Here is a 21424-nt window from a genome sequence, read left to right on the forward strand (position 1 = left end):
GAAAACGCGCGGGCCACGCGGAGAAGTTCCCGCGTGGCCCGCCCAGTTGTGGGTGTGTCAGCTGTGGGTGCGTCAGCTCGCGCTGCCCGCCGTCCACTCGCTCCAGGACATGTTCCAGCCGTTGAGGCCGTTGTCCGGGGCGATCGTCTTGTCGGGGGAGCCCGTGACCGACACGACGTCTCCGATCAGGGAGTTGTTGTAGAACCAGGCGCCCATGGTGTTCGGGTCGCCCGCGCCGCGCGCGTCCTGGAGGCCGACACAGCCGTGGCTGGTGTTGGCGCTGCCGAAGATCGACGGCGAGCCCCAGTAGTTGCCGTGGATGAAGGTGCCCGACGTGGACAGCCGCATGGCGTGCGGCACGTCCTTGATGTCGTACTCACCGCCGAAGCCGACCGTGTCACCGTTCATCCGGGTCTGGGTGAACTTCTCGGAGATCACCATCTTGCCGTTGTACGTCGGGTTCGACGGGCTGCCCGCGGAGATCGGAATGGTCTTGATGACCTTGCCGTCCCGCTCGACCGTCATCTTCTTGGCCTTGACGTCGACGGTGGAGACCTGCGCGCGGCCGACGGTGAAGGTGACCGTCTTGTGCTGCACGCCGGTGATGCCGTTCCCGCCCTTCACGCCGTCCAGGTTGATCTTCATGGTGACCTTGGAACCGGCCTTCCAGTACTCCTGGGGCCGGAAGTCCAGGCGCTGGTTGCCGAACCAGTGGCCGACGACCTTCTGGCCGCTGCTCGACGTCACCGTGATGTTGGACTGGACGTCCTTCTTCTCCGTGATCGGCTTGTCGAAGTTGAAGGAGACCGGCATGCCGACGCCGACGGTGGTGCCGCCGTCCGGCGTGTAGCTGCCGATGAAGCTGTTGGCCGTGGAGACCGTGGTGAACGTCGCGTTCTCGGTCGCCGCGTTGCCCTTGGGGTCCTTGGCGTTGGCGGTGACCTTGTACTTCGTGCCGCGCTCCAGCTGGGCCTTCGGCTTCCAGGTGGTGCCGTTGTCCGAGATGGTGCCCTCGACCGCGGCGCCGGACGTCACCGACGTCATCTTCACGCTGGTCAGCTTGCCGTTCTTGACCTTGACGCCGGTGGCGTTGATCGAGGCGTCGGTGGCGCCGTCCTTCGAGGAGATGGTGATGTCCGCACCCTTGGCGGCGGAGGCGCCGCCCTTCTTGTCGTCCTTGGCGTCGGCGTCGCCGCCGCAGGCCGTCAGGGTCAGCGCGCCCACAGCGGCGAGCGCGGTGGCGGCCAGCAGGGCACGGCGCCGGGGGTTGACTATGACCGACCTTGTCACGGGCTGCTCCAAGTACGTGTTCTGATCCAGTTAGGTGTTCTGATCCAGTACGGGTTAAGAGCGTTCCTGTGCGCGGATAGGTTCCCCCCGGCGGTGTGAGTGTGAGCACACTCGGAGAGCCCAACAGGCAGGCGTATGGGCTGATTTGGTGGACTTTGGCCTAGGTCCCGGGGGGCTTGTAGAGGTCGCGGTACGCGGGGAAGGTGCCGCCCGGCGTCCGCACCGAGTCGGCCGCCAGCATCGCCCGCACGATCGCCTCCGTCACCACGTCCGCGCCCGCGGCGAGGATCTCGTTGAGGGCGAGCGGATTCTCGGCGGCCAAGGCGTGTTCCCCGGTGGCGAGGGCGAACACCGTGTCGCCGTCGTTGAGGAGGTGCACGGGCCGCACGGCCCGCGCCATCCCGTCGTGCGAGGTACCGGCCAGCTTCTGCGCCTGTGCCTTGGTGAGTTCGGCGTCGGTGGCGACCACGGCCAGCGTGGTGTTCAACGGCGCGGGACCGTTCCCCGCGGCGACCTCGGCGAGCCGCCGCTTCGCCTCCTCATGCACCTCGGACGCGGGGTAACTCACCCGCTCACCCCTGAAATACCCCCCGTACAGCACCCCCGTCCCCGGATCCACCCCCGCCCCCGCCGCGTTCGCCACGACCAGCGCGGCGACCGTGATCCCTGAGTCGAGGCGGACACTCGCACTGCCGATGCCGCCCTTGAACTGGCCGACCACCGCACCGGTGCCCGCCCCCACGTTCCCCTCCACGACGGGCGTGAACGGCTCGGTGCGCGCGGCGTCCTCGATGGCGGCCCGGCCGGTCACCGCGTCCGGGCGCGCCGCGAAGTCGCCGCCCCGGCCCAGGTCGAAGACGCAGGCGGCCGGTACGACGGGGACCACGTGGGAGGGGTCGGCGCCCACCCGCACGCCCCGGCCCCGCTCCGCCAGCCACGCCACCACCCCGGACGCGGCGTCCAGGCCGTACGCGCTGCCGCCGGTGAGGACGACGGCCTCGACGCGCTGCACCAGGTTGCGCGGGTCGAGAGCGTCCGTCTCCCGGGTGCCGGGCCCGCCGCCGCGCACGTCCACGGCGGCGACGGCCCCGCCCTCGGGAGCGAGGACCACGGTGGTGCCCGTCAGCCATCCGTCGCCCACCCGCGTGGCATGCCCGACGCGGAGACCCGCGACATCGGTCAGGGAGTCAGTAGTCATGCGTCGATGCGTACCATGCGCCTCCCCTCATGAGTGCCACTCCGTAGGCGTGGTGAGGGTCACCCGCGCCGGGCCGTGCGTGCCGTGAGCGTCACTCCCGTCGCGACCGTCACCGCCGTCACGAGGCCCGCCACGAGCACCGCCCAGCGCCCCGCGAACGTGCTCGCAAGCACCGCCAACGTGGCGACCGGCAACACCAGTTGCTGCGCCGTCCCCACCTTGTAGTAACGGGAGTGCAGCGCCCACACGGTGAACAGATAGAGCGCCGTCGGCACGGTCACCGCGGCCGACGCCGCCAGCGTGGAGATGTGCGCCTTGCCGACGGCCTGCTCGACCGCCACCTCGATCCCGGCACCGATCGCCGCGGCCGAGCCGAGGATCACGTAATGGCCGTAACCCCACAGGAACGCCTGACGGTTGCCGGCCAGCCGCCCGTGGATGGGCACCACGAAGTAGATCCACCACGCGGCGAAGACGATGAGGAGGCCGCCCGCCGCGATGGGCAGCAGCTCGTCGAGCGCGTCGTTCTCCTCGATGCCCGACTTCACGGCGACGGTCGCCGCCGCGATGGTCTCGCCGAGCACGATGATGGTGAACAGGCCGTACCGCTCCGAGATGTGGTGCGGGTGCCAGGCCGTCGTGTACGCGCGCTCCGCGATCACCGGCACGCACAGCTCCGCGACCGCCATCACCAGGAACAGCCAGGGCCGGGCGCCCTCCGGCAGGAACAGCAGCCCGGACCAGCCGATCTGGCAGAGCAGCACCCCGCCCGCGTACCGCAGGGCCGTGCCGCGCTCGGCACCCGTCGCCGACCTGGCCACCCGCAGCCACTGCGAGGAGAGCGCGATCCGCATGATCAGGTAGCCGAGCCAGACCAGGAGGAAGTCGTGCTCCTCGAAGGCCCTGGAGACCCCGGCGGCGAAGACGAGGACACCGGCGATCTGGATCAGCGTGACCACGCGGTACAGCACGTCGTCGTTGTCGTACGCCGAGGCGAACCACGAGAAGTTGACCCACGCCCAGAACATCGCGAAGAACACCATCGCGTAGTTCAGGACACCCTCGCCCGCATGCCCCTCCGCGACGGCGTGCACCAGCTCGGCACCGGCCTGCGCGACCGCCACGACGAAGCACAGGTCGAAGAAGAGCTCGAGGGGTGTCGCGGCGCGGTGCTCCTCGGCACGTCCGCGGGAGACCAGCGGCCGCAGCGGCTTCGGCGTGGTGGCGGGCCTGGGGCGCGGCGGAGGAGAAGCGGAAGTGGACGTCATGCCTCCACAAGAGCAGAGCGGGTACGCCGAACCGGGACCGCGGCGCCGAGCGGCCCGGCGGCGCCACCCGGGCGCCGCAGCGCACCGGGCCCGGAGTCCCTCGCACCTCTTCGGCCCCTGGCCCTCGCACCTCTTCGGCCCCTGGCCCGCGTACCTCTTCGGTCCCTGGCCCGGCCGGCCGGTGCCCTGCGCCTCCGCCGCACCGGCCCCCCGGCGACCGGCCCCCGCCGACGTACTCTGGAGGTATGAGCACCGCCCCCGCCCCCGAACCGCGTGATCCGGACGAGCCGAAGCCCAAGGCGAAGAACAAGCTGGTCTTCGACGATCCGCTGTCGCAGCAGTCTTCGGACGACACGGACCGAGGGTGGGGCGAGCGGGCCGAGAGCGGCGGCGACAGCACCGCCGACCTGGCACGCTTCCTCGACGAGAAGCCGCCCCACCACCTCTGAACCCGGGCTAGCCCTCGCGCGACTGTCCGGGCTGCCCCTCGCCGGGCGCGGAGCCGCGCTGGGCCACCAGGGCGTCGCGGATCTCCTTGAGCACCTCCAGCTCGGTGATCTCCATGACCTCCTTCGTGCCCTCCTTCTCGGCCCGCCTGGCCGCGACCCGCGCGAGGTACTTGGCCATCGGCAGCACCATCAGGAAGTACACGACGGCCGCGGTGATCACGAAGCTGAGGACCGCGCTGAGCACGGAACCCCACATGATCGGGATCCCCTTGACGACCTCGCCCGCGCCGTTCATCTCGCACGGGGCCTTCAGGCACGAGCTGTAGTGATCGAGGTCCTTCGTCCCGAAGGCGCCGACGAGCGGGTTGATGACACCCTTGACCACCGAGTTCACGATGTTCGTGAACGCGGCGCCGATGACCACCGCGACCGCCAGGTCGACGACATTGCCGCGCATCAGGAAAGCCTTGAAGCCCTCCCAGATGCCCGGTTCCTTCTTCTCGCTCACCACGAGGCCTTTCGTTGCATGTGCGGGCTGCTGAACAAACAACTTCGCAACCTACGTGAGGCCATGGCGGACCTGTCCAATCGTCCCGCACGAACGAGCTACTTGACAGGCTGTCAGTGCGATCGTGAACGTTCCGCTTCATCGCAGGGTCACCGCAAGACGTGAGCTCGCCCCTGCTCCGGCCAGCCGTGCCGCCGTGTCCCTCGGCACGGAGAACACCACCAGCGCGCCGCTTTCGGCGGCTCCTTCCCCCGGTTCCCCCGGCTCGGGCACCTCGGAGACGCGCGCCCCGGCCGCCACCACCCGCGGCTTCGCGCCGCCCGGCGACGTGCCTTCGGCCGCGATCACGTCGACCCGGTCGCCGGGGCGCAGCAGGCGCGCCGCCTCCGCGTCCGCGATCCGCACGGGCGCCGCCACGGCCGCCGTCTCCACCGCTTCAGCCGCTTCCGCCGCCCCCGCCGCTTCTGCCGACTCAGCCGCGGACGCGATGCCCTGCGGTCGCTCCACGTCGCCCGGTGCCGTGACCGCCAGAGCGGCGGCGGTCATCGCGAGGCCGACAGCCATCGCCCGGCGTCTGTGCCGCAGCAGCCGGCGCAGCCGCGGGTGTCCGCCGCGCACCCGCACGGGCGGGAAGTGGGGGACCGGGCAGCCGTCTGCCGGCCGGGTCTGAGGGGGTACGTGCGTCACGACAACCACCGCCTGCGGTGCGAGGAGCTGGGCTTCCGCTCTCACGATGCAGGCTCGCGCCGATTCCCGCTGAGGCCGGTGGACTACTCACCGGTTGTGGACAACTCCCTCACCCGAAGGGGAAGTTCCAGCAGGTCAGCGGCCTCTCACGGCAGCGCGATCCCCGGATCCATCCCGCCCAGCGCCCCCGCACACCCGCACTCCCGCGCCGCATCCCCCTGCGGCAGCCCCGCCACCGCGTCGAACAGGACGCCCCGGAGCCGGTCCACATTGGCGGCGAAGACCCGCAGGACCTCGTCGTGCGAGACGCCCTCGCCGCTCTCCGCGCCCGCGTCCAGGTCCGTGACCAGGTTCAGCGACGTGTAGCAGAGCTCCAGTTCCCGGGCGAGCGCCGCCTCGGGGTGTCCGGTCATGCCCACCACCGACCAGCCCTGCTCCGCGTACCAGCGCGACTCCGCCCGGGTCGAGAAGCGCGGCCCCTCGACGACGACGAGCGTCCCGCCGTCCACCGGCTCCCAGTCGCGGCCGCGGGCGGCCTTCAGCGCCGCCGCGCGGCCCACGGGGCAGTAGGGGTCGGCGAGCGAGACGTGCACGACGTTCGGCACGCCGCCGTCGGGCAGGGGTACGCCGTCGAAGTACGTCTGCGCCCGTGTCTGGGTGCGGTCCATGAGCTGGTCGGGCACCAGCAGAGTGCTGGGCCCGTACTCGGGGCGCAGCCCGCCGACCGCGCACGGTCCGAGGACCTGTCGTACGCCGACGGAGCGCAGGGCCCAGAGATTGGCGCGGTAGTTGATGCGGTGCGGCGGAAGGTGGTGGCCGCGGCCGTGCCGGGGCAGGAAGGCGACCCGCCGCCCGGCGACGTCACCGAGGAAGAGGGAGTCGCTCGGGGCTCCGTAGGGGGTGTCGACCTGCGTCTCGGTGACGTGGTCGAGGAAGGAGTAGAAGCCGGAGCCGCCGATCACGCCGATGTCGGCCCGCGCGTCGTTCACCTTCGCCGTGTTCACCATGGCCCGCACAGTAGCCGGGGCGGAACACGCCGACGACCCCGCCGTCCAGGACGGCGGGGTCACACGGAAGAGCTGTGGAAGAGCCTGCGGGAGGTCCTAGGCGGCCGAGCTCGACGACGTGGACGTCGAGGACGAGCTGGTCGACTTGGAATCCGACGACGAGGACGAAGCCTTCGGGGCCGAGGAGTCCGAGGAGGACGAGGCCGACGACTTCGACGACGCGTTCGCCGGGGTGCTGCTCGACGACGAACCGCGGCTGTCATTGCGGTAGAAGCCGGAGCCCTTGAAGACGATGCCGACCGCCGAGAACACCTTCTTGAGGCGTCCGTCGCAGTTGGGGCATACGGTCAGGGCGTCATCGGTGAACTTCTGCACCGCCTCGAGGCCCTCGCCGCACTCGGTGCACTGGTACTGGTACGTCGGCACTTGCTTCCTCCTGGCACTCTCACTCGATGAGTGCTAACGACGGTCCATAGTGACGTATTCCGCGGGATCAGTCCACTGACACCGGCACGCGGTGACCGACGCCACGTGCCACGGTGCGGCCCGGGGCCTTGGGGGCGAGCCGCGAGCGCAGCGTCACGAGGACCACGAGGGCCAGTGCCGTGCCGCCCAGCGGGACCAGGAATCCGGCCCCGTCCCAGAGGCGGTCCTCCAGCTGTCCGGCGACCGTGACGGCCGCCGCCTGGCCGAGGGCGACCGCGCCGGTCAGCCAGGTGAAGGCCTCCGTGCGGCCGCTCGGCGCGACCAGCTTGTCGACCAGCGTGTAGCCGGTGATCAGGGCGGGCGCGATGCAGACACCGACCAGCAGGCCGAGCCCGGCGAGCAGCGGCACGGAGTGCGCGGCCCACAGGCCGGACGCCATCAGGGTCAGTGCCGCGTACCCGACGAGGAGCCGGCGCTGCGGCGAGATCTTCCAGGCGATGGCGCCGCAGGCGACACCGGAGAGCATGTTGCCCGCCGCGAACGTGCCGTACAGGACACCGTTCAGGCCGGGCTCGCCGATCGACTCGGTGAAGGCGGCCAGCGAGACCTGCATGCCGCCGAAGACGGCGCCGATCCCGAGGAACGTGACGATCAGGACCCGCACTCCGGGGATGCGGAGCGCCGAGACGTGCTCCACGCGCGCGTGGGCGTCGTCGTGCGCGGACGGCTTCGGCTGGGTGCCCTTCTGCGCGGCGAACAGCAGACCGCCGACCAGGGTGAGTCCGGCCTCGGTGAGGAGTCCGGCGGAGGGGGAGATGCCGGTGCACAGGGCGGTGGCGAGGAGCGGGCCGAGGACGAAGGTCAGCTCGTCGGTGACCGACTCGAAGGCGGCCGCGGTGGTGGCCAGGGGTGAGCCCTGGAGCTTGACGCCCCAGCGGGCCCGCACCATGGGGCCGATCTGCGGCGTCGAGGCGCCCGCGGGCACGGCGGCCACGAAAAGCGCCCACAAGGGGGCGTCGGAGAGCGCGAGCACCGTCAGCGTGACGACGGACGCGGAGTGGACGAGCACACCGGGCAGGAGGACGGCGCGCTGCCCGAACCGGTCGGCGAGCTTGCCGCTGAAGGGGGCGAAGAGCGCCATGGAGACGCCGGTGGCGGCCGAGACGGCGCCCGCGGCACCGTACGAGCCGGTGGTGTGCTGCACCAGCAGGACGATGGAGATGGTCAGCATCGCGAATGGCTGTCGTGCCGCGAAGCCGGGCAGCAGGAACGTCCAGGCGCGGGGTGTGCGCAGGAGCTGTCCGTAGCCGGGGCGGGATTCGGTGACCGTGGATGCCACGGCCCGTGCCTTTCTGCCGCCTGGTAGCGCGGCCCCCTTTTCTTCAGGGGGACGGCGCCGAGAGCTGTCCTCATGCGCGGAACTGCGGTAGATGCCGGGCGCCACTGCGAGGGTGCCACGGCCGCCATACGGTCGCGCCAGCTCTGCTTCAGGCAGAGTTGGTTCGATCTGGTGCCTTTATCGTACAGGGGAACGTCCCATCAGCCCCTGTATTCGCAGCCGATGAGACCCCCGCCACCTACGATTGGTGTTTTTCTCCGTCGGTTCCCAGCCAACCGGCCAGCTTTCCGCCGTGTCCGACCGCGCGCAGCCGCTTCTCGGCCGCGTCCCGCACCGGGTCCGTCGCCACCACCAGGAGCTCGTCGCCGCGCCGCAGCACCGTCGTGGGCAGCGGCACGAACGATTCGCCCTCGCGGACGATGAGCGTGACCGCCGAGCCCTGGGGCAGCCGCAGCTCGCCCACCTCGACGCCGTGCATGCGGGAGCTCTTGGGGATGTCCACCGACAGGAGGTGCCCCTGCAGCCGCTCCAGGGGCGCGGACTCGATGCCGAGGTCGGCGGCCTCCGAGGCGTCGCCGAGCCGCAGCTTCCTGGCCAGCCAGGGCAGTGTGGGGCCCTGGACGAGGGTGTAGACGACGACCAGGACGAAGACGATGTTGAAGATGCGCTGGCTGTCCTCGACGCCGTTCACCATCGGGATGGTGGCCAGGATGATGGGCACGGCGCCGCGCAGTCCGGCCCAGGACAGCAGCGCCTTCTCCTGCCACGGCGTGCGGAACGGCAGCAGGCTGAGCACGACCTCCAGGGGGCGTGCCACCACGGTCAGGACCAGGCCGATGAGGATCGCGTGCCAGGTGTCGTCGAGCAGGTCGTGCGGGGTGACGAGCAGCCCGAGCAGGACGAACATGCCGATCTGGGCGATCCAGCCGAGCCCTTCGGCGAAGCCGCGGGTGGCGGGCCAGTGCGGCAGCCTGGCGTTTCCGAGCACCATCGAGGCGAGGTAGACGGCGAGGAAGCCGCTGCCGTGGGCCATGGCTCCCGCGGCGTACGCGGTGACGGCGATCGCCATGACGGCGATGGGGTAGAGGCCGGAAGCGGGCAGCGCCACGTGGCGCAGGCCGTAGGCGCCGAGCCAGCCGACCGCGATGCCGATCGCGGCTCCGATCGCCAGCTCCAGGGCGATCGTGCCGAGCAGTACGTACCAGTCGTCCACCGGTCCCGCTGTGGAGAACGCCACGACGAGGATCACCACAGGGGCGTCGTTGAACCCCGACTCCGCTTCCAGGATGCCCGTCACGCGCGAGGGGAGCGGTACCTTCCGCAGCACCGAGAAGACCGCGGCCGCGTCCGTGGACGAGACCACCGCGCCGATGATCAGCGCCTGCCGCCACTCGAGCCCGACGAGGTAGTGGGCTCCCGCGGCCGTGATGCCGACGCTCACCGCGACACCGACCGTGGAGAGCACAGCCGCCGCAGGGAGGGCCGGTCTGATCTCTTTCCACTTCGTCCCGAGGCCGCCCTCGGCGAGGATCACGACCAGGGCCGCATAGCCGATGACCTGCGTCAGTTCGGCATTGTCGAAGTGGACGTCGCCGATGCCGTCCTGGCCGATGGCGACGCCGATGCCCAGGTACAGCAGCAGGCTGGGGAGCCCGCTGCGCGACGAGATGCGGACCGCCGCGACGGCGACGAGCAGGACGAGCGAGCAGACGAGCAGGAGCTGGTTGAGGTGGTGGACAGTCAGGGGCCGTTCCTTCCGCCGCGGAGCCGAGCACTACGTAGGGGGTGCTTCGTGCACTACGTAGCGGACGTCGTGCACTACGTAGGAGTACTTCGTTACCTTACCTAATTGTTAACGCTTCCTTGACGCCGTCGAATGGCTATTCGATCTTTTAGGGTGCAGGTTCCTGACTCCGCGTCCGGAGCCGCAACGCCCTGCGCCTATGGTTGCTCCTGCGCTCCCAGAGCCGCCCAGTCGACAGCACAGCCCGCCCTGCCGCTCGCGTAAGGACAGCAAGGACAGCGATGCCCTCCAACACCACCGCCTCTTCCGGTCATAAGTCCGGCAAGAAGAAGGGGCGCCGAGCCCGACTCGTCGTGATCGTCCTGGTCCTGGCCATCGTCGGAGGCATCGGCTTCGGCGCGTACTGGAGCATCAGCACCGTGCGCGCCTCCTTCCCGCAGACCAAGGGATCGATCAAGCTCGACGGCCTCTCGGACAACGTCGAGGTGAAGCGTGACGGGAACGGGATCCCGCAGATCTACGCCGACTCCGACACCGACCTCTTCATGGCCCAGGGCTTCGTCCAGGCGCAGGACCGCTTCTACGAGATGGACGTCCGTCGTCATATGACCTCCGGGCGGCTCTCCGAGATGTTCGGGAAGAGCCAGGTCAAGACCGATGAATTCCTGCGCACGCTCGGCTGGCACCGGGTGGCGAAGAAGGAGTACGACTCCAAGCTCTCGCCGGAGACGAAGAAGTACCTCCAGGCGTACGCCAAGGGAGTCAACGCCTACCTCGCCGGCAAGGACGGCAAGGACATCTCCGTCGAGTACGCGGCGCTCGGCTTCAAGAACGACTACAAGCCGCAGGAGTGGACCCCGGTCGACTCCGTGGCCTGGCTCAAGGCCATGGCCTGGGACCTGCGCGGCAACATGCAGGAAGAGATCGACCGCTCCCTGATGACGAGCCGCCTCGGCCCGTCGCAGATCAAGGACCTGTACCCGAAGTACCCGTACAAGCGGAACAAGCCGATCGTCCGCGAGGGCGCCTACAACGGCGTCACCGAGGAGTACGACCCCGACGCCACGCCCACCGACACCCAGACCGGGACCGGCGGCACGGGCACGGGCACCGGTACGGGCACTGGCACCGGTACGGGTACCGGCACAGGCACCGGCACTGGCACCGGCACCGGCGGCGCTGCCGGCACCGGCCTCGCGGGCGGCACCGAGGCGCCCGACGGGCTGCAGTCGCAGCTCAACGGCCTCTCCGGCGCCCTGGACGAGGTCCCGGCCATCCTCGGCCCGAACGGCAACGGCATCGGCTCGAACTCCTGGGTCGTCTCCGGCAAGCACACCATCACCGGAAAGCCGCTCCTCGCCAACGACCCGCACCTGGCGCCGCAGCTGCCCTCCGTCTGGTACCAGATGGGCCTGCACTGCCGGTCGGTCTCCGAGAAGTGCGGGTACGACGTCTCCGGCTACACCTTCTCCGGCATGCCGGGCGTGGTCATCGGCCACAACGAGGACATCGCCTGGGGCATGACGAACCTCGGCGCCGACGTCACGGACCTGTACCTGGAGAAGTTCACCGGGGACGGCTACCAGTACGACGGCAAGGTGCTGCCCTTCACCTCCCGCGAGGAGACCATCAAGGTCGCCGGCGGCAAGGAGAAGAAGATCACCGTCCGCGAGACCAACAACGGCCCGCTGATCTCCGACCGCAACGACGAGCTCGTCAAGGTCGGCAAGAAGGCCCACGTCGACACCGCGGCCCCCGACCGGGGCGACGGCTACGGAGTGGCGCTGCGCTGGACCGCGCTGACCCCCGGCAAGTCCATGGACGCCGTCTTCGAGCTGAACAGGGCGAAGAACTTCACGGAGTTCCGCAAGGCGGCCGCTTCTTTTGAAGTGCCGTCCCAGAACCTGATCTACGCCGACACCGAGGGCAACATCGGCTACCAGGCGCCCGGCAAGATCCCCACCCGCGGCAAGGGCGACGGCTCGCTCCCGGCCCCCGGCTGGGACCGCGACTACCGCTGGAACGGCTACATCCCGCAGGACGCGCTGCCCTACGAGTACAACCCCAAGCGCGGCTACATCGTCACCGCCAACCAGGCCGTGGTCAGCGACAAGTACCCGTACAAGCTCACCTCGGACTGGGGCTACGGAGCGCGCAGCCAGCGGATCGACGACCTCATCCAGTCGAAGATCAAGAACGGCGGCAAGATCTCCACCGAGGACATGCGCCTCATGCAGATGGACAACAGCAGCGAGATCGCCAAGCTGCTCGTGCCCAAGCTGCTGAAGATCGACGTCAAGGACAAGTACGTCCGCGAGGCGCAGAAGCTCCTCGAAGGCTGGGACTACACCCAGGACGCCGACTCGGCGGCCGCCGCGTACTTCAACTCGGTCTGGCGCAACATCCTCAAGCTGGCCTTCGGCAACAAGCTCCCCAAGGAGCTGCGCGTCAAGGGACAGTGCCTGAGCGTCGAGCCGGCCGGCAACACCGGTCCCGCCGACGAGGGCAAGAAGGTGCGCGAGTGCGGTGAGCGTGACGCGGACACGGCCCAGCCGGACGGTGGCGACCGCTACTACGAGGTGGTCCGCAAGATCATCGACGACGAGACCAACGCCTGGTGGAAGTCGCCGAAGACCCGCACCGACAAGGCGACCAAGACCCGCGACCAGCTGTTCGCGCGGGCCCTGGAGGACGCGCGCTGGGACCTGACGGCCAAGCTCGGCAAGGACATCGACACCTGGAGCTGGGGCCGCCTGCACCGGCTCACGCTGAAGAACCAGACACTCGGCACCGAAGGCCCCGGCTGGCTGCAGTACGTGCTCAACCGCGGCCCGTGGAAGCTCGGCGGCGGCGAGGCCGCGGTCAACGCGACCGGCTGGAACGCGGCGGGCGGCTACGGAGTGCTCTGGGTGCCGTCGATGCGGATGGTGGTGAACCTCAAGGACTTCGACAAGTCCAAGTGGATCAACCTCACCGGCGCCTCGGGGCACGCGTACAACGCCCACTACACCGACCAGACCGACAAGTGGTCCAAGGGCGAGCTCCTGCCGTGGGCCTACTCGGACAAGGCGGTCGAGGGCAGTACGAGCGACAAGCTGGTACTGCGTCCCTGACGGCCGCGCACGGCACCTCCTGAAAGGGCCCTCCACGCACGCGTGGAGGGCCCTTTCGGCTGCTCCAAAGCCTCGAAGGCCTCAGCGGAAGCGGCGTGCCCCCATCGGCGTCACGACGGCGTGCACCGGCCGGTCGTGCGCCTCTTCGGGGAGGTGTTCGACCACTTCGGAGTCGTACAGGAGCACCACGAGAGCGGGGTCGGCGGTCGAGCGTTCGAGGCGGGTGAGGACCCGGTCGTACGATCCGCCGCCCCGCCCGAGCCGCATCCCGCGCGTGTCCACGGCGAGCCCCGGCAGCAGCACGGCGTCCGCCTCCAGGACGGCGTCGGGCCCGAGCCGTGTCCCCGCGGGCTCCAACAGCTCGATCTTCCCGAGGTGTTGTACGCGGACGAGGGAGCCCTCCCCGTCGTACACGCCCCAGTCCAGGTCGTTGTCCGGCAGCAGCACCGGCAGCAGGACACGAGTCCCGCGCGCGTGCAGGGCGTCGAGGAGCGCGCGGGTGCCGGGCTCGCTCCCCACGGAGACGTACGCCGCGACGGTCCGCGCGTCGGCGAGCTCGGGCAGCTCCAGGGCGCGGTCGGCGAGAACCGCGGCGGCCTTCCGCACGTCATCCTCAGTCAACCCGCTTCTCACCGCGAGGAAGTCTCGCCGCAACATGCGCTTGGTTGGCTGGCCGTCTGGTCCGGTTCCGCCGGTTCGGCTCATAGAGATCTCACAAATCCTTCCTCGTCGGCGCATATGCCGATGAATTATCTGGACCCACAGATTCCGCACATACGCACCGGATAGGGTGGGCGCCATGACTGAGTCTCACCCCCCCCACGCCAGGATCACCAAGGCGGTCATCCCTGCCGCAGGTCTTGGAACGCGCTTCCTGCCGGCCACCAAGGCGACCCCCAAGGAGATGCTGCCGGTCGTCGACAAGCCGGCGATCCAGTACGTGGTCGAGGAGGCCGTGTCCGCCGGTCTCGACGACGTCCTCATGATCACGGGCCGCAACAAGCGTCCCCTGGAGGACCACTTCGACCGCAACTACGAACTGGAGTCCGCCCTCCTGAAGAAGGGCGATGAGGCCCGGCTCGCCAAGGTCCAGGAGTCCAGCGACCTCGCGACGATGCACTACGTCCGCCAGGGCGACCCCAAGGGGCTCGGTCACGCCGTCCTGTGCGCCGCTCCGCACGTCGGCCAGGAGCCGTTCGCCGTCCTCCTCGGCGACGACCTCATCGACCCGCGCGACCCGCTCCTCGCCCGCATGGTCGAGATCCAGGAGCGGCACGGCGGCAGCGTCATCGCCCTCATGGAGGTGGCCCCCGAGCAGATCCACCTCTACGGCTGCGCGGCGGTCGAGGCCACCGAGGACGGCGACGTCGTCAAGGTCACCGACCTGGTCGAGAAGCCCGACGCGGCGGACGCCCCGTCGAACTACGCGATCATCGGCCGCTATGTCCTGGACCCGAACATCTTCGGCATCCTGCGCACGACGGAGCCGGGCCGCGGCGGCGAGATCCAGCTCACCGACGCCCTCCAGCAGCTCGCGGCCGACGAGAAGATCGGCGGTCCGGTGCACGGCGTGGTCTTCAAGGGCCGCCGCTATGACACCGGTGACCGCGGTGACTATCTGCGTGCCATTGTCAGACTCGCGTGCGAACGTGAAGATCTGGGACCGGACTTCCAGTCCTGGCTTCGCAGTTACGTCACCGAGGAGATGTAGCACTTTGAGCAGCAGCACGACGACACCGACCACCGGCCGGGACCAGTTCTGGTCGGTGGAAGAGCATCTGGACGACATCCTCGCGACCGTCCGCCCGCTCGAACCGATCGAGCTCCAACTCCTCGACGCCCAGGGCTGCGTCCTGGTCGAGGACGTCACGGTGCCCGTCTCGCTGCCGCCCTTCGACAACAGCTCCATGGACGGTTACGCGGTGCGGGTCGCCGACGTCGCGGGCGCGAGCGAGGAGTTCCCCGCCGTCCTGACGGTCATCGGCGACGTGGCCGCGGGCGCGGGTGCGCAGCCCACCGTCGGCGCGGGCCAGGCCGCCCGCATCATGACCGGCGCCCCGCTGCCGCCCGGCGCCGAGGCCGTCGTCCCCGTGGAGTGGACCGACGGCGGCCTGGGCGAAGGCCCCGTCTCCGGAATGCGCGCCCACAGCGCCGCCCCCGAGGGCGCCTCCGGAGAGGTCCGCGTGCACCGCGCCGCCGAGGCACGCGCGCACGTGCGCGAGCGGGGCAGCGACGTCCGGGCGGGCGACCGGGCGCTGTCCGCGGGGACCGTCCTCGGCCCCCCGCAGATCGCCCTGCTCGCCGCGATCGGCCGCGGCACGGTCAAGGTCCGCCCCCGCCCGCGCGTGGTCGTCATGTCCACCGGCAGCGAACTGGTCCAGCCCGGCGAGGAATTGGCGGCCGGCCAGATCTACGACTCCAACAGCTTCGCCCTCACCGCGGCCGCCCGCGACGCCGGAGCCATCGCCTACCGCGTGGGCGCGGTCGCCGACGACGCCGAGACGCTGCGCTCCACCATCGAGGACCAGCTGATCCGCGCCGACCTCGTCGTCACCACCGGCGGCGTCAGCGTGGGCGCCTACGACGTCGTGAAGGAGGCCCTGACCTCCATCGGCGACCCGGACACCGAGGACGGCATCGGGGCGGGCAGCGGCGTCGAGTTCCGTAAGATCGCCATGCAGCCCGGCAAGCCGCAGGGCTTCGGCTCCATCGGCCCCGACCACACCCCGCTCCTCGCGCTGCCGGGCAATCCCGTCTCCTCGTACGTCTCCTTCGAGCTGTTCGTGCGCCCCGCGATCCGCACCCTCATGGGCCTCCCGGAGGTCCACCGGCCCGCCACGCGCGCGAAGCTGGAGTCGGACGAGCCGCTGCGCTCGCCCGAGGGGCGCCGCCAGTTCCTCCGGGGGAGGTACGACGCCGGGGCGGGCGCCGTGACGCCCGTCGGCGGGTCCGGCTCCCATCTGATCGCCGCACTGGCGCACGCGGACGCGCTGATCGTCGTCCCCGAGGACACCACGTCGGTGGAGCCGGGCGCGGACGTCGAGGTGGTCCTGCTCGGCTGAGCAGGCCGTCCGCGCGGTACCGTGTCGCGCACAACAGGCCCGCGCGCCGCACCGCGCGGAGCCCGGACCGGGAGCGCCAAGCACATGACCGCGATTTCCCGGGGGGACACCCCCGGAGCCCCTGACCAGCAGCGACTGACCCACATCGACGAGGCGGGCGCGGCCCGCATGGTCGACGTGTCCGCCAAGGACGTGACCGCGCGCACCGCCCGCGCCAGCGGCCGCGTCCTGGTCTCGCCGCGCGTGATCGAGCTGCTGCGCGGCGAGGGCGTGCCGAAGGGCGACGCCCTGGCCACCGCGCGGATCGCCGGGATCATGGGCGCCAAACGCACGCCGGACCTGATCCCGCTCTGCCACCCGCTGGCCGTCTCCGGAGTGAAGCTCGACCTCTCCGTGGCGGATGACGCCGTCGAGATCCTCGCCACGGTGAAGACGACGGACCGCACGGGCGTCGAGATGGAGGCCCTCACCGCGGTGAGCGTCGCCGCCCTCACGGTGGTCGACATGGTGAAGGCCGTCGACAAGGGCGCCGTCATCACGGACGTACGCGTCGAGGAGAAGACCGGCGGCAAGTCCGGGGACTGGAGCCGTGAAGGGACGCAGGCGTGAGCGACGGAAGCGAGCCCGGCGACGAGCAGACGCAGCCCTCCGGGCAGGCGCGGCCCTCCGGGGTGCAGCCCTTCGGGCAGGCGCAGTCCTCCGGGGTGCAGCCCTCCGGGGTGCAGCCCTCCGGGGCGGAGCCCTTCGGGCAGGCGCAGCCCGCCGGACAGACGCATGCGCGGGCGCAGGCACCGTCGCAAGCTCCGGACCCGTCGTGCGGCGGTGCCCTTCTCGCTCCGTACCGCGCGCTCGTCGTGACCGCGTCGAATCGCGCCGCCGCGGGCGTCTACGCCGACCGCGGAGGCCCGATCCTCGTCGAGGGTCTTACCGCGCTCGGATTCGCCGTCGACGGTCCGCGGGTCGTCCCCGACGGCGAGCCCGTCGAACAGGCCCTGCGCGCGGGCGCGGAGGCCGGCTACGACGTCATCCTGACCACCGGCGGCACCGGCATCTCGCCCACCGACCGCACCCCCGAGGCCACCCGCCGCGTCATCGACCACGAGGTGCCGGGCATCGGCGAGGCGATCCGCGCGTACGGCAGGGACAAGGTCCCCACGGCCGTGCTGTCGCGGGGACTCGCCGGGGTCGCGGGCCGGACGCTCATCGTGAACCTGCCTGGCTCCACCGGAGGCGTACGCGACGGACTCGCTGTCCTGGAGCCGCTGCTGAGGCACGCCGTCGACCAGCTGCGGGGCGGCGACCATCCCGGTCCGCCCGGGGGTGCGAGCTGAACGGCTCCTCCTGGCCCGTCGAGCTGACGGACGGCGACATCGCCCTCCGTCCCATAAAGATGCGTGACCAGCGGGCCTGGCGCGAGGTCAACCGGCGCAACCGCGACTGGCTGCGCCCCTGGGAGGCCACGATCCCGCCGCCCACCCCCACCGGCCCGATCGTGCACCGCCCCACCTACCGCCAGATGGTCCGTCACCTGCGCGCGGAGGCCAACGCGGGCCGCATGCTGCCATTCGTCATCGAGTACCAAGGGCGTCTCGTCGGGCAGTTGACGGTCGCGGGGATCACCTGGGGATCGATGTGTTCGGGGCACGTCGGCTACTGGGTCGACGAGTCCGTCGCGGGCCGCGGGGTCATGCCGACCGCCGTGGCGCTCGCCGTCGACCACTGCTTCCGCTCGGTCGGGCTGCACCGTATCGAGGTCTGTATTCGCCCCGAGAACACGCCGAGTCGACGGGTCGTGGAGAAACTCGGATTCCGCGAGGAGGGGCTCCGTCCGCGGTATCTGCACATCGACGGCGCGTGGCGGGATCATCTCGTCTTCGCGCTCACGACCGAAGAGGTCCCGGAAGGGTTGTTGCGCCGCTGGCACCAGGCACGACCTCGGAACACGGCCTAGACCGGCGCCATCCCCGTAAATGAAATAAGTGTTCGAAATTGATCGGTGATGGACCGTCCGAGGTCCGTATGAGACTTGTCTCAGGCATTAAATTTCCGCCTCTGGACGCCTCGTTGATCGCATCAGTCACAAAAAAAGTTCGAGATATCAGCCAGATCGTGCGACACACCGGCGCAATTGGCAGATGGCCTCACGCAAACCCCTCTACCGTGTGAGCGTGAGCAGCAGCGGCCTCATCTACGCAGTCATCGTCGGGGCCTGGGCCGCCTACTTGGTGCCGATGTGGCTCCGTAGGCAGGACGAGCTGAACGAAGCCCGTCCGACGGAACGCTTCAGCACCGCCATCCGGCTGCTGTCCGGACGGGCGGGCATGGAGCGCCGATACGCCAAGGACCTGCAAGCGCGCTCGCCCGAGGAAGGGGAGTCGCTCGACGACCCGGACGGCATCACCGGCTCGGTGGACGTCCGGTCCTTCGTCGCGCCCCTGACCGACACGGCGGCGTCCCGGGCCGACCGGGCGGAGCGCGAACCCGAACCCGAACGCACGCGGGAACCCGAACCCGCGCCCCGCGCCCACGCCCCGGCCAGGCCGACGCCCGCACAGCGCGCCGCGTCGGCGGAGGCCGCCGCGCGCGCCCGCCGCGTCAAGGTGCTCGCCCGGCGCCGCCGCACGACGGTGCTCCTCTTCCTCGCCTTCACGGCCGGCACGGTCGTCGCCGCGGTCGGCGGGCTCGCCTTCCTCTGGGCGCCCGCCGTCCCCGCGGTGCTGCTCAGCGCGTACATCGTCTATCTGCGCGGCCAGGAGCGGCGCCGCTTCACGTACACGATGGACCGGCGCAGGGCCGAGGTCGCGGCGCAGCGGCTGCGCGAGCGGCAGCCCCGCCGCAGGCCCGCGGGCGCGGAGCACACCGCCGACGACACGGCGGACGAGGGAGCGGCGCCCGGAACGGAGACCGGTCTCTCCGCGCTCGCCGCGGACCGCCGCGCCCTCGTCGAGCAGACCGACCACGCGGAGTGGGTCGACCAGCAGCGCGAGCGGCAGCGCGGCCCGGGCCGCGGCGACAGCTGGGACCCGGTCCCGGTGCCGCTGCCGACGTACGTGACCGCGCCGGTCGCCCCGCGCGCCACCGGCAGCGTCGACCTGGGCGCACCCGACGTCTGGAGCTCCGTGCGGTCGAGCACGGCGGAGCCGGCCGCGGACCGCGCGGCCGGGCGGGAGCAACCGGCCGCGGGCCCGGGGGACATCGACGGGGCCGAGGGCGCCGACGCCGGCGGCGGCCGCAGCGACAAGCGCCGTGCGGCGTCCGCGCGGCGGGCTCGCGAGCGCGGCCGCACGCCGCTCTTCGACCAGTACGAGGACGGCGGCCGGCCGCGCGCGGCCAACGAGTGAAGGACCGTGAGGTCGTCCGGGCTGACCAGCCAGGACCGGATTTCCGACCACCCCGATCGGGATGCTAGAGTTTCACTCGTTGCAAGGGCCTGTGGCGCAGTCTGGTAGCGCACCTCGTTCGCATCGAGGGGGTCTGGGGTTCAAATCCCCACAGGTCCACTGCACATGAGATCCCGTCCAGTTCATCGAACTGGGCGGGATCTTTGCGTTGCCTTCCGGGAAGCCGCGCTCCGCGTGTGGTTTATGTGTGGCTGGATACATTTGATCCATGCTGTCCCCTTTGAGGGCTACGAGGGTCGCTGTGATCTGCGGCACCGTGCTGGCCGCCGTGCTCGCGGGCGGGTGTGCCGAACCGCGGGGGCTGCGGGTGGAGGGGCCCGCGCTGCGGCCGTCGAGGATGGCAGGGCCCGTCTACGTGGCCGATGCGTCCGGACAGCCCCTGCAACAGCCCACCGCCGTGGAGCTCACCGAGTCCGTCGTGGTCTCCGAGCTGAGCTGGCGGGACTGGGGCGGCCCGACCGCGCGGGCCACCGGGAAGCTCGCGGGCCCGTGGTGCCGCCCCGGATGCCGGGCCGAGCCGTACGACGCGACGCTGACGCTCAGCGGTCTGGAGCGGCCGGAGGGCGTGGCGTACTACCGGCGGGCCACCGTCGAGCCGGAGAAGCCGGAGGAACTGCCCGCCGCGGCGGTGAACGTGCAGTTCCAGGGGATCCGGCTGTCGGCTCCGGACCTCTGAGGGCATGAGGGCGAGGATGGGGATGGCGATGGGGATGGGGCTGCGCGCCAAGATCGGTCTCGCCATCGCGGCCACCGCGGCCGTGGTGGCCGTCGTGATGGGGCTCCTCGTGCATCACCGCACCGTCGAGGCGCAGTACGCGGGCGCGCGCAGCCAGATCGGGGACCGGTTGCAGACCGCCGTGCAGGACCACGCGGCCGGGATCGACGGGGACCGCACCCTCATCGACCCCGTCGACCTGCCGGGACCGCTCGCCGGCGCCGTGGCGAAGGGGCGGTGGGGCGTCTATCTGGACCGGAGCGGGCGGGTGCCGCAGCTGTGGGCGGCGAGCAAGTACGGCAAGGAGGTCGTCGCGCTGAAGCGCCCGTACGACAGGGAAGTGGAGACCGTACGGGATCTGGACCGGGTGCTGTGGATCTCCGGCGGCATCGGGACGGCGCTCGCGTGTGTGGCGGGGCTGCTCGTGGCGACGCGGCTCGGGCGGCGGCTCAGGGCGAAGGCCGGGGCGGCGCAGCGCATCGCGGAGGGGGACCTGACGGCGCGGCTCCCGCTGCACGGCAAGGACGAGATCACCCGGCTCGCGGCCGCCGTGAACACGATGGCCGACGCGCTCGCCGCCCGGCTCCAGGCGGAGCGCGAGGTGACGGCCAACATCGCGCACGAGCTGCGTACGCCGGTGGCCGGGATGGTGACGGCGGCCGGGCTGCTGCCGCCCGGGCGCCCGTCCGAGCTGGTGCGGGAGTCTGCGGGGCGGTTGCGGGAGCTCGTCGACGACGTCATCGAGGTGGCGCGGCTCGACGGGGCGGGGGAGCGGGTCGCCGCAGAGCGGTGCGGACTGGGCGCGCTGGTGCGGAGGTCGGCGGCGGTCGGGGCCGCGGGGGCGGCCGGTGTGACGGTGGACGTCGTGCGGGACGCGGAGGTGGTGACGGATCCGCGGCGGGTGGAGCGGGTGGTCGCCAACCTCGTCAGCAACGCGCTGCGGCACGGGGCCGCGCCGGTGGTGGTGGAGGTCGACGGCGGGCTGGTGCGGGTGCGGGACTCCGGGAGCGGTTTTCCGGAGTCCCTGCTGTCCGGCGGGCCGCAGCGGTTCCGGAGCGGGTGCGGGGAGAAGGGCGTGGGGCTCGGCCTCGGGCTGACGATCGCGCAGGGGCAGGCGCGGGTTCTCGGGGCGGGGCTGCGGTTCGGCAATCCGGCCGGGGGCGGGGCGTTGGCCGAGTTCGATCTCGGGTCGGCCGTGCGGGAGTAGCCCGCCGCCG

General features: G+C 71.0%; 20 protein-coding genes and 1 tRNA gene. 11 read left to right on the plus strand and 10 right to left on the minus strand.

The window, feature by feature from the left end:
• Positions 1 to 72: 72 nt before the first annotated feature.
• The 3 genes from ACI2L3_RS09335 to ACI2L3_RS09345 form a co-directional block, all read right to left on the minus strand.
• Positions 73 to 1302, minus strand: a complete 1230-nt coding sequence (locus ACI2L3_RS09335) for an Ig-like domain-containing protein (RefSeq protein ID WP_404751702.1) — start codon at positions 1300 to 1302, stop codon at positions 73 to 75.
• A 148-nt stretch (positions 1303 to 1450) separates the two neighbouring features.
• Complete coding sequence (locus ACI2L3_RS09340; protein ID WP_404751703.1) at positions 1451 to 2488, minus strand: P1 family peptidase; 1038 nt, start codon at positions 2486 to 2488, stop codon at positions 1451 to 1453.
• A gap of 59 nt (positions 2489 to 2547) precedes the next feature.
• Positions 2548 to 3756 (minus strand): low temperature requirement protein A, encoded by a 1209-nt coding sequence (locus tag ACI2L3_RS09345; RefSeq protein ID WP_404751704.1) that lies wholly within the window; start codon positions 3754 to 3756, stop codon positions 2548 to 2550.
• A 245-nt stretch (positions 3757 to 4001) separates the two neighbouring features.
• Here ACI2L3_RS09345 and ACI2L3_RS09350 point away from each other — a divergent pair, with 245 nt between their 5' ends.
• A complete protein-coding gene (locus tag ACI2L3_RS09350) occupies positions 4002 to 4205 on the plus strand; it encodes a hypothetical protein (protein ID WP_404751705.1) in 204 nt (67 codons plus the stop codon).
• A gap of 7 nt (positions 4206 to 4212) precedes the next feature.
• Here ACI2L3_RS09350 and mscL read toward each other — a convergent pair whose 3' ends face one another.
• From mscL to ACI2L3_RS09380, 6 genes are all read right to left on the minus strand, one after another.
• Positions 4213 to 4716 (minus strand): large conductance mechanosensitive channel protein MscL, encoded by a 504-nt coding sequence (gene mscL, locus ACI2L3_RS09355; protein ID WP_404751706.1) that lies wholly within the window; start codon positions 4714 to 4716, stop codon positions 4213 to 4215.
• A gap of 135 nt (positions 4717 to 4851) precedes the next feature.
• Entirely contained in the window at positions 4852 to 5400 is a 549-nt protein-coding gene (locus tag ACI2L3_RS09360) for an RcpC/CpaB family pilus assembly protein (protein ID WP_404751707.1), read from the minus strand.
• Positions 5401 to 5546: 146 nt separating this feature from the next.
• Positions 5547 to 6407 carry an S-methyl-5'-thioadenosine phosphorylase gene (locus ACI2L3_RS09365; protein WP_404751708.1) on the minus strand — a complete coding sequence of 287 codons (861 nt, stop codon included), beginning with the start codon at positions 6405 to 6407 and terminating at the stop codon, positions 5547 to 5549.
• A 96-nt stretch (positions 6408 to 6503) separates the two neighbouring features.
• Complete coding sequence (locus ACI2L3_RS09370) at positions 6504 to 6833, minus strand: FmdB family zinc ribbon protein (protein WP_404751709.1); 330 nt, start codon at positions 6831 to 6833, stop codon at positions 6504 to 6506.
• A gap of 67 nt (positions 6834 to 6900) precedes the next feature.
• Entirely contained in the window at positions 6901 to 8172 is a 1272-nt protein-coding gene (locus ACI2L3_RS09375) for an MFS transporter (protein ID WP_404751710.1), read from the minus strand.
• Positions 8173 to 8410: 238 nt separating this feature from the next.
• Positions 8411 to 9916, minus strand: coding sequence for a potassium/proton antiporter (locus ACI2L3_RS09380; protein ID WP_404751928.1), 1506 nt, complete (start codon positions 9914 to 9916; stop codon positions 8411 to 8413).
• Positions 9917 to 10197: 281 nt separating this feature from the next.
• Here ACI2L3_RS09380 and ACI2L3_RS09385 point away from each other — a divergent pair, with 281 nt between their 5' ends.
• Positions 10198 to 13029, plus strand: coding sequence for a penicillin acylase family protein (locus ACI2L3_RS09385; RefSeq protein WP_404751711.1), 2832 nt, complete (start codon positions 10198 to 10200; stop codon positions 13027 to 13029).
• An 81-nt stretch (positions 13030 to 13110) separates the two neighbouring features.
• Here ACI2L3_RS09385 and ACI2L3_RS09390 read toward each other — a convergent pair whose 3' ends face one another.
• A complete protein-coding gene (locus tag ACI2L3_RS09390; RefSeq protein WP_404751712.1) occupies positions 13111 to 13734 on the minus strand; it encodes a 5-formyltetrahydrofolate cyclo-ligase in 624 nt (207 codons plus the stop codon).
• A 94-nt stretch (positions 13735 to 13828) separates the two neighbouring features.
• Between ACI2L3_RS09390 and galU the strand changes: the two genes are divergently transcribed.
• From galU to ACI2L3_RS09435, 9 genes are all read left to right on the plus strand, one after another.
• Positions 13829 to 14740, plus strand: a complete 912-nt coding sequence (galU, locus tag ACI2L3_RS09395) for a UTP--glucose-1-phosphate uridylyltransferase GalU (protein WP_404751713.1) — start codon at positions 13829 to 13831, stop codon at positions 14738 to 14740.
• Positions 14741 to 14744: 4 nt separating this feature from the next.
• Positions 14745 to 16091 carry a gephyrin-like molybdotransferase Glp gene (gene glp, locus ACI2L3_RS09400; protein ID WP_404751714.1) on the plus strand — a complete coding sequence of 449 codons (1347 nt, stop codon included), beginning with the start codon at positions 14745 to 14747 and terminating at the stop codon, positions 16089 to 16091.
• Between the two features lie 84 nt (positions 16092 to 16175).
• Entirely contained in the window at positions 16176 to 16700 is a 525-nt protein-coding gene (gene moaC / locus ACI2L3_RS09405; RefSeq protein WP_404751715.1) for a cyclic pyranopterin monophosphate synthase MoaC, read from the plus strand.
• Positions 16701 to 16810: 110 nt separating this feature from the next.
• Complete coding sequence (locus ACI2L3_RS09410; RefSeq protein WP_404751929.1) at positions 16811 to 17422, plus strand: molybdenum cofactor biosynthesis protein B; 612 nt, start codon at positions 16811 to 16813, stop codon at positions 17420 to 17422.
• Positions 17419 to 18042, plus strand: a complete 624-nt coding sequence (locus ACI2L3_RS09415; RefSeq protein ID WP_404751930.1) for a GNAT family N-acetyltransferase — start codon at positions 17419 to 17421, stop codon at positions 18040 to 18042. Before ACI2L3_RS09410 ends, ACI2L3_RS09415 begins: the two co-directional genes overlap by 4 nt.
• A 217-nt stretch (positions 18043 to 18259) precedes the next feature.
• Positions 18260 to 19432 carry a gephyrin-like molybdotransferase receptor GlpR gene (gene glpR, locus ACI2L3_RS09420; protein ID WP_404751716.1) on the plus strand — a complete coding sequence of 391 codons (1173 nt, stop codon included), beginning with the start codon at positions 18260 to 18262 and terminating at the stop codon, positions 19430 to 19432.
• 85 nt (positions 19433 to 19517) lie between these two features.
• Positions 19518 to 19591: transfer RNA gene (locus tag ACI2L3_RS09425), tRNA-Ala, on the plus strand.
• 109 nt (positions 19592 to 19700) lie between these two features.
• Positions 19701 to 20168, plus strand: a complete 468-nt coding sequence (locus ACI2L3_RS09430) for a hypothetical protein (RefSeq protein ID WP_404751717.1) — start codon at positions 19701 to 19703, stop codon at positions 20166 to 20168.
• A 22-nt stretch (positions 20169 to 20190) separates the two neighbouring features.
• Positions 20191 to 21414 (plus strand): HAMP domain-containing protein, encoded by a 1224-nt coding sequence (locus ACI2L3_RS09435; RefSeq protein WP_404751718.1) that lies wholly within the window; start codon positions 20191 to 20193, stop codon positions 21412 to 21414.
• Positions 21415 to 21424: the final 10 nt, after the last annotated feature.

It is taken from the genome of Streptomyces sp. NPDC029674 (genome assembly GCF_044903205.1).
Lineage (GTDB): Bacteria > Actinomycetota > Actinomycetes > Streptomycetales > Streptomycetaceae > Streptomyces.

Coding starts and splice junctions, on each gene's coding strand:
- ACI2L3_RS09390 (WP_404751712.1), bottom strand. CDS start 13,734: ATGAGCCGAACCGGCGGAACCGGACCAGACGGCCAGCCAACCAAGCGC.
- ACI2L3_RS09345 (WP_404751704.1), bottom strand. CDS start 3,756: ATGACGTCCACTTCCGCTTCTCCTCCGCCGCGCCCCAGGCCCGCCACC.
- ACI2L3_RS09430 (WP_404751717.1), top strand. CDS start 19,701: ATGCTGTCCCCTTTGAGGGCTACGAGGGTCGCTGTGATCTGCGGCACC.
- ACI2L3_RS09385 (WP_404751711.1), top strand. CDS start 10,198: ATGCCCTCCAACACCACCGCCTCTTCCGGTCATAAGTCCGGCAAGAAG.
- galU (WP_404751713.1), top strand. CDS start 13,829: ATGACTGAGTCTCACCCCCCCCACGCCAGGATCACCAAGGCGGTCATC.
- ACI2L3_RS09340 (WP_404751703.1), bottom strand. CDS start 2,488: ATGACTACTGACTCCCTGACCGATGTCGCGGGTCTCCGCGTCGGGCAT.
- ACI2L3_RS09365 (WP_404751708.1), bottom strand. CDS start 6,407: ATGGTGAACACGGCGAAGGTGAACGACGCGCGGGCCGACATCGGCGTG.
- moaC (WP_404751715.1), top strand. CDS start 16,176: ATGACCGCGATTTCCCGGGGGGACACCCCCGGAGCCCCTGACCAGCAG.
- ACI2L3_RS09435 (WP_404751718.1), top strand. CDS start 20,191: ATGGCGATGGGGATGGGGCTGCGCGCCAAGATCGGTCTCGCCATCGCG.
- ACI2L3_RS09350 (WP_404751705.1), top strand. CDS start 4,002: ATGAGCACCGCCCCCGCCCCCGAACCGCGTGATCCGGACGAGCCGAAG.